Here is a 6,846-nt window from a genome sequence, read left to right as displayed (position 1 = left end):
AATGTCGATAAAATTTGGATTTTTAGTTGGAACTTTACACCCCCTCCGGTTGCGAGCGCCCTCGCATTGGTATTCCGGGAGTAACAAGTACTGAACCCTAGTCAGCTTTTTGCTTTTAGTGCGGAAACGCACCTGGACATAGCAAAAAACTCCCGGAATTCCGGGAAACCCACAAGAGTAGGCTCAATTGTACGCTAGGGTTTAGGGCCTGTTTTCCCTGTTGATCGCTGCGTAGACGATCAAAATGACACTTTAAGTGATAAAGTAATTTCAGAAGATTGGCAAGAACAATCAAAAATTTTCTATTCTGTTATGCCATAAAACGGCGCTATTTGGAGGGGTGTGATATCAGCATATCAATATTCACATTTAGGCGTTTTTTAGAGTGTGTGATAAATGTTTTAGGCTGGACTTATCTGTCTAGTCTAATGAAACAGTTTCGTTTGTGGGGTGGGTGATAACTATACAAAGTGATCAGTAGGGGGCCTTTGAGATAAGAAGTTGGATTGTTTACAGAACAGTGTTTACAAAGCGGTGTGGAGTGGTGAGCCTTTCGTTGGCTTTGTTCTGTAAAGATGTAAAAGCGTAAAAATGTATATCCGTAAAAGTGAAGCGGAGGATTTGTGGATTTATATATTGTGCGTGTTTTGGTTACGTTGGGCTTTTGTCTGACATAGAATGTGGTGAGAGGATTGGGGGAGGTGCCAGACTGGAAGAGAAATGAAGAGTGTTGTTGAGTGCGTTGGTTGGAGAAGAGTGTGGGAGGAATGGAAGGTGATCTGAAACGAATGAGTGGTCAGTGGTGGAAACTTGCTAGACAAGTATTTGAATTATTTACAGAACAGTGTTTATCGAGCGGTGTGGAGTGGTGAGCCTTTCGTTGGCTTTGTTCTGTAAAGATGTAAAAGCGTAAAAATGTATATCCGTAAAAGTGAAGCGGAGGATTTGTGGATTTATATATTGTGCGTGTTTTGGTTACGTTGGGCTTTTGTCTGACATAGAATGTAGTGAGAGGATTGGGGGAGGTGCCAGACTGGAAGAGAAATGGAGAATGTTGTTGAGTGCGTTGGTTGGAGAAGAGTGTGGGAGGAATGGAAGGTGATCTGAAACGAATGCGTGGTCAGTGGTGGAAACTTGCTAGACAAGTATTTGAATTATTTACAGAACAGTGTTTACAAAGCGGTGTGGGGTGGTGAACCTTTCGTTGGCTTCGTTCTGTAAAGATGTAAAAGCGTAAAAATGTGTTTGTGAGAAAGGAGTGGGGGGCTATGTGTTGTGTGTGTTTTTGTCATGGTGAGAAATGTGGCGAGATAAATGAGGGAAAGAGTCTGTGAATGGAAGTTGGGAGGAAGAGTGCTGTTAAGTTGTGAGTGTGTGACGGGAGAGAAAAACGGGAAGGGAGAATGGAGAGAGTGCGCATGGATAGGAGAAGAGTGTTGGTAAGGCGGTGGTGCAAAGAGATGCGTGAAGGAATGGTGATTTAAGGAGATAGAGCTTGATTTGTTGAGCCTGATGAAGTGCTGTCGTTTGAGGAGGGGAGTCTGAAGACTGTAAGGGGGGTACTAGGCAAAAAGCTGGGTTCTTTTACAGAACAGTGTTTACAAAGCAGTGTGGGGTGGTAAGCCTTTCGTTGGCTTCGTTCTGTAAAGATGTAAAAGCGTAAAAATGTGTTTGTGAAAAAGGAGTGGGGGGCTATGTGTTGTGCGTGTTTTTGTCATGGTGGGCTTTTGTCTGACATCGATGGGAGCATTGGGGGTGAAGAGACTGTAATAGTGGGGCTAGGCCGGTTGGGGTTGGGCTGGTGGGGAGGCTGGGCTGGTGGGGAAGCTGGGCTGGTGGGGCGTATAGGGGAGTTGCGGTTTTTGTTTAAATTGATAGCGTATTTTTTTCTCCCTCTTGCTATGAGGCGTGTAAAAACCCATATTCTTTTTAGCACTACGGTTCTTCTTCATGCGGCATCATTTGCGGTGTTTTGTGGGGGGTGGGCTGTCCTTTGAAGATGTCTCTTTTGTGGAATGTTGGGGGAATTTAAAGTGCGGTGGTGGCTTGAGATTTAAGGAAAAAAAATGAATTTGGAAAAATATAGCGAACGCGTGCAGGGTTTTTTACAATCAGCACAAAGTGGTGCCCTTGCTTCTGATCATCAGCAGTTTTTGCCGGAGCATCTGTTGAAAGTGTTGTTAGACGATTCTCAAGGATTGGCAGCATCACTGATCCAAAAAGCGGGTGGTGATCTTACTCTTATTCGAAAGGCGCTTAACGAAGCACTTGATGCTTTGCCTAAAGTGCAAGGGGGGAATGGACAGCTCTATCTCTCTCAGCCGTTGGCAAAAGTCTTTAACATGGCGGAAGATTTGGCGAAAAAAGCCGGTGATCAATTTGTGACCGTTGAGCGTGTGTTGCAAGCGCTGATCATGGAAAAGACCGCAAAAACTGCTGATATTCTTACAAGCGGAGGGTTGACAGCGCAGGCGCTTAATGAGGCTATTAATGATTTGCGGAAAGGAAAAACAGCAACAAGCCCCCATGCCGAAAGCCAATATGATGCTTTGCAAAAATATGCCCGTGATCTCACAAAAGATGCCCGTGAAGGAAAACTCGACCCTGTGATTGGGCGGGAAGAGGAAATCCGCCGCACTATTCAGGTGCTTTCACGGCGGACCAAAAATAATCCTGTGCTTATCGGTGAGCCTGGGGTGGGGAAAACAGCTATCGTGGAAGGGTTGGCATTGCGCATTGTTAATGGCGATGTGCCTGAAACTTTGCGGGATAAACAGCTTCATGCGTTGGATATGGGAGCGCTTATCGCTGGTGCAAAATATCGTGGGGAATTCGAAGAGCGCCTCAAAGCGGTGTTGGCAGAGGTGCAAGCTGAAAATGGGCAGATCATTTTGTTTATCGATGAATTGCATAATCTCGTTGGGGCTGGAAAATCTGACGGTCCTATGGATGCTTCTAACTTGTTAAAACCTGCTCTTGCACGCGGAGAACTCCATTGTGTAGGGGCTACTACGCTCGATGAATATCGAAAATATGTCGAAAAAGATGCTGCTCTTGCACGACGCTTCCAGCCTGTCTTTGTACCGGAACCCTCTTTGGAGGATACTATTTCTATCTTGCGCGGTATTAAGGAAAAATATGAACAACATCACAAAGTGCGCTTGGCTGATAGTGCTTTGATTGCGGCGGCGCGTTTGTCTAACCGCTATATTACGGATCGCTTCTTGCCGGATAAAGCTATTGACCTTATCGATGAAGCGGCGGCACGGTTGCGCATGCAGGTCGATTCAAAGCCGGAAGAACTCGATGCTGTTGATCGGCGTATTTTACAGTTGAAGATCGAACGGGAAGCTTTGAAAACAGATGTCGAGCCAACAGCAAAAGAACGTTTGGAAAATGTGCAGGAGGAACTCAAAACATTGGAACAACAGTCTGCTGAGATGACAAGTGCTTGGCAGGCTGAGAAACAAAAATTAGGGCATGCTGCTGATTTGAAAAAACAACTCGAAGAAGCTCGTAATGCTTTGGCTATTGCACAACGTGATGGACAATTCCAACGCGCTGGAGAGCTCGCTTATAGCGTTATCCCTGAACTCGAAAAACAATTGAGCATTGCGGAAAATGATGATCAACAAAATCATCTCGTTGAAGAGACGGTTACTGCTGAACATGTGGCGCGGATTGTTTCACGCTGGACCGGTATTCCTGTTGATCGAATGCTGGAGGCAGAACGGGAGGCGCTGTTGCGTATGGAAGATGAAATTAGCAAACGTGTGATTGGGCAGGGAGAGGCTGTTCAAGCTGTTTCTCGCGCTGTACGCCGTGCGCGCGCAGGGTTGCAAGATCCCAATCGCCCGCTTGGCTCTTTCATGTTTTTGGGTCCTACCGGTGTGGGAAAAACCGAATTAACCAAAGCACTTGCCGCTTTTCTTTTCCAAGACTCCAATGCCATGTTGCGCATCGATATGTCGGAATATATGGAAAAGCATGCTGGGGCGCGGCTGATTGGGGCGCCACCTGGATATGTCGGTTATGAAGAAGGTGGGGTGCTGACCGAAGCTGTACGTAGAAGACCTTACCAGGTCATTCTATTCGACGAAATTGAAAAAGCACACCCTGATATTTTTAATCTCTTGTTGCAAGTGTTGGATGAGGGACGTTTGACCGATAGTCAAGGACGTACTGTCGATTTTCGCAATACCTTGCTGATTATGACTTCTAATCTTGGTGCTGAGTTTTTAACTGCTTTGCCTGAAGGGCAAACCGTTGAGCAGGCAAAAAATGATGTTATGAATGTCGTTAAAGCGGCTTTCCGTCCTGAGTTTTTAAACCGTATTGATGAGATTATTCTCTTTCAAAGGCTGCAACGTCACGATATGGAAGCGATCGTCGATATTCAGATAGAACATTTGCAAAATTTGCTCAATGAACGCAAAATAACTTTGCAAATCGAGCCAGAGGTGAGAAAATTTCTTGCCGATAAGGGCTATGATCCGCTCTATGGTGCGCGTCCGCTTAAACGGATTATCCAAAAAGAAATTCAAGATCCACTGGCGGAAAATATCTTATTTGGAAAAATTCATGATGAGACAACGGTGAAAATTACAAAACAAGGAGATCGGTTGGAATTTTTGCCTGAAGATTAAGTGTGGAAAAATTCACGCTATAAAGGGCGGTGATAATCCTATTATGCGATAACACCGCTCTTTGAAGCGTGCTGATTTAGAAAAATTCACGATGAGACAGCGGTGTTTTATTGCAAAGCAAAGGGAGTGGTCGGTGTTTTTGCATGTTAAATGAGCGTTCTCGAATATCGTAGGGTTCTTTTACTTCTGTTTGTCGTGAAAGCTATTTTCTTACAATGTTATAAGTGAAGTCACAAGCGGGATTGCTTTATTGCTTTGTGCGTAAAAGCGTTAAAGACAAATGCCGTTTATTCGCCGTAAAACATTGCTCTTTGAGGGGGTGTGGGGGATTTTAGACGAAGATATTTTGATGATGGATTGGAGTTTTGCTGTTTAAGAAAAAGGTGGAGGATGCGTAAAATGCACTGCTCTCTCATTTTTTCGGTGATGTGCGTTTTTTTGCTTTAAAATTTTGCTAAAAGTTTTTTTTAACTGTTTGATTGATTGCACTCTTGTTAGTGGCTCGTAGATGAGGGAGCATGATTATCTGCACAATCAAGTTTGCTCCTTTAGATGAGGGAGCATGATTATCTGCACAATCAAGTTTGCTCCTTTGCAGTTTTTTAATCAAGATAAAGACTTAAAAAAAGCTCCCTAACCTGTTTTGGTTAAAATTTTCGCTATTCGTGTTACAAAGACAAGTTTAAGTGGAGGTGTATATTAAAAATATCATCTATATCTTAATTTAGTTTACTTTACTTATTTACCAATAAACTATAATATGGTAAATATTAAGTAAAAGAAACAGATAATGAACTTTTTTCAAGAACTTTAATAAGAACTGTATTGGAGTTTATTGATAAAAAGGATCATTTGAAATTTAAGCGGGGGTATAATCTCATGAAATTAGCCACAAACAAGGAATTAATTAACAGCTGGTTTGCAGAGGGCGTGAAGAGTTATAATCGGCATACTCCAGAAAGCTTAAAGGATTTCTATGAGGATAAGAAAGATTCGTTAATAAGTGATGCTGTGCTTCAACAGGAAATTTTGGACTCTTTAATACAGCGTATATCGTTAACACCGGATGATTCCAATCCATTAAAGATGTTTCTTGAACAAGGCATTTCTTTTAGGAAGGAGCAAGGGGCGAGAGTTTTTGATACTATTAGAGGTGAGCATTCGATATCTGTTAAAAGTGGAGAAAGCGTTGATCCATTTAAAGTGAATGATCCAGAAATTGAAGCATCATCTATACCGGACAAACGAGAAAATACCCATACATTTACGATGACGTGTGACCGAAGAGAGCGTGCTTTTAGAGACGAGTGTGGGCTGTACAATCTTTTAGAAGAGATCAGATCGTCTGTCCGAGAGCAGGATAATGTTGAGAGTTACAATTGGTTAGAAAAGCTTATTGATCGTGCATTAAACAGTGAAGTTGCACCGTTACAAGAAACACAAGAAATCTACATTCCAGACATTCGTGATCATCGTTTAGATGAAAAATCATATGAGCTCGCTATAAAAATCATTCGACAAGCAGTCGGATGTCTTGGGATTCGCTCACGTTTGTACAATGCTTGTTATTTTCAAAAAGCTTGTTCTTTGCGTGATCTTGTATTCATTTTTGTCAGCAATGCTCAATTTGACATAAATGATCAAGTTCTTAACGAAGTCATGAATATATCGACAGTTTGTGACGCTGAAAATAACCTTTTAACAGTGAAAGATTTTGGTGAGAAAAATAGCGATGTTATTGGTCTTGCTATGTCAAAAAAAGCGATATCTATCCATGACTTAAAAAGAAAAGGGTATAGCGAGTGTGATCCAAGCAATTTGCGCACGAATATCTTGTTTCATATTTCGCAATCGTCATTATTTCGTCCGTTTAAAACAATGATTGTTTTTAAAGCAGGGACTGATGATCAGATTGAAAAAACAATAAAAAGGTACGAAGTCGCCAATGACATGAAGTTAAAAGAAGAAGCAGAGAAAGAAGCTTTAAAAAGAGTAAAAGTGCTATAAAAAGACTAATTGAGGCATTCAAAAGTCATTGGAAAATTATAAGTGACAACAAAAATGCAGCTGATTATTCTATCTGCCGTAAAACATTGCTCTTTGAGGGGGTGTGGTGTGCTAGAATATTTGAGGGCAGGGTTTGAGTTATTGAGCCTGATGAAGTGCTGTTGTTTGAGGGGAAGCTGGTTTGAATTTGACT

6 protein-coding genes are annotated in these 6,846 nt (G+C 42.3%); all 6 read left to right on the top strand.

Going from position 1 to position 6,846, the window contains the following annotated elements:
* Positions 1-737: 737 nt before the first annotated feature.
* The 6 genes from ACFIKN_RS07570 to ACFIKN_RS07545 all read left to right on the top strand — a co-directional run bounded on the left by ACFIKN_RS07570 (position 738) and on the right by ACFIKN_RS07545 (position 6,653).
* On the top strand, positions 738-872 hold the full coding sequence (locus tag ACFIKN_RS07570) for a hypothetical protein (protein ID WP_375658170.1): 135 nt from the start codon (positions 738-740) through the stop codon (positions 870-872).
* A 189-nt stretch (positions 873-1,061) separates the two neighbouring features.
* A complete protein-coding gene (locus tag ACFIKN_RS07565) occupies positions 1,062-1,196 on the top strand; it encodes a hypothetical protein (protein ID WP_273790828.1) in 135 nt (44 codons plus the stop codon).
* Positions 1,197-1,314: 118 nt separating this feature from the next.
* On the top strand, positions 1,315-1,443 hold the full coding sequence (locus ACFIKN_RS07560; RefSeq protein WP_375658169.1) for a hypothetical protein: 129 nt from the start codon (positions 1,315-1,317) through the stop codon (positions 1,441-1,443).
* A gap of 251 nt (positions 1,444-1,694) precedes the next feature.
* A complete protein-coding gene (locus ACFIKN_RS07555; RefSeq protein ID WP_375631424.1) occupies positions 1,695-1,997 on the top strand; it encodes a hypothetical protein in 303 nt (100 codons plus the stop codon).
* Between the two features lie 69 nt (positions 1,998-2,066).
* Positions 2,067-4,646: an ATP-dependent chaperone ClpB gene (clpB, locus tag ACFIKN_RS07550; protein WP_375658168.1), complete on the top strand. Its 2,580-nt coding sequence runs from the start codon at positions 2,067-2,069 to the stop codon at positions 4,644-4,646.
* 879 nt (positions 4,647-5,525) lie between these two features.
* Positions 5,526-6,653 (top strand): hypothetical protein, encoded by a 1,128-nt coding sequence (locus ACFIKN_RS07545; RefSeq protein WP_375658167.1) that lies wholly within the window; start codon positions 5,526-5,528, stop codon positions 6,651-6,653.
* Positions 6,654-6,846 lie beyond the last annotated feature (193 nt).

This window comes from Bartonella sp. CL436QHHD, from assembly GCF_042195105.1.
Classification (GTDB): Bacteria; Pseudomonadota; Alphaproteobacteria; order Rhizobiales; family Rhizobiaceae; genus Bartonella.
The sequence above is the reverse complement of the archived record's forward strand: the minus strand, read 5'-3'. Positions and strand labels throughout refer to the sequence as shown.

Bases quoted from the DNA above. Each gene is read 5' to 3' on its own strand.
- clpB (WP_375658168.1), top strand. From the start codon at position 2,067: ATGAATTTGGAAAAATATAGCGAACGCGTGCAGGGTTTTTTACAATCA.
- ACFIKN_RS07560 (WP_375658169.1), top strand. From the start codon at position 1,315: ATGAGGGAAAGAGTCTGTGAATGGAAGTTGGGAGGAAGAGTGCTGTTA.
- ACFIKN_RS07555 (WP_375631424.1), top strand. From the start codon at position 1,695: ATGTGTTGTGCGTGTTTTTGTCATGGTGGGCTTTTGTCTGACATCGAT.
- ACFIKN_RS07545 (WP_375658167.1), top strand. From the start codon at position 5,526: ATGAAATTAGCCACAAACAAGGAATTAATTAACAGCTGGTTTGCAGAG.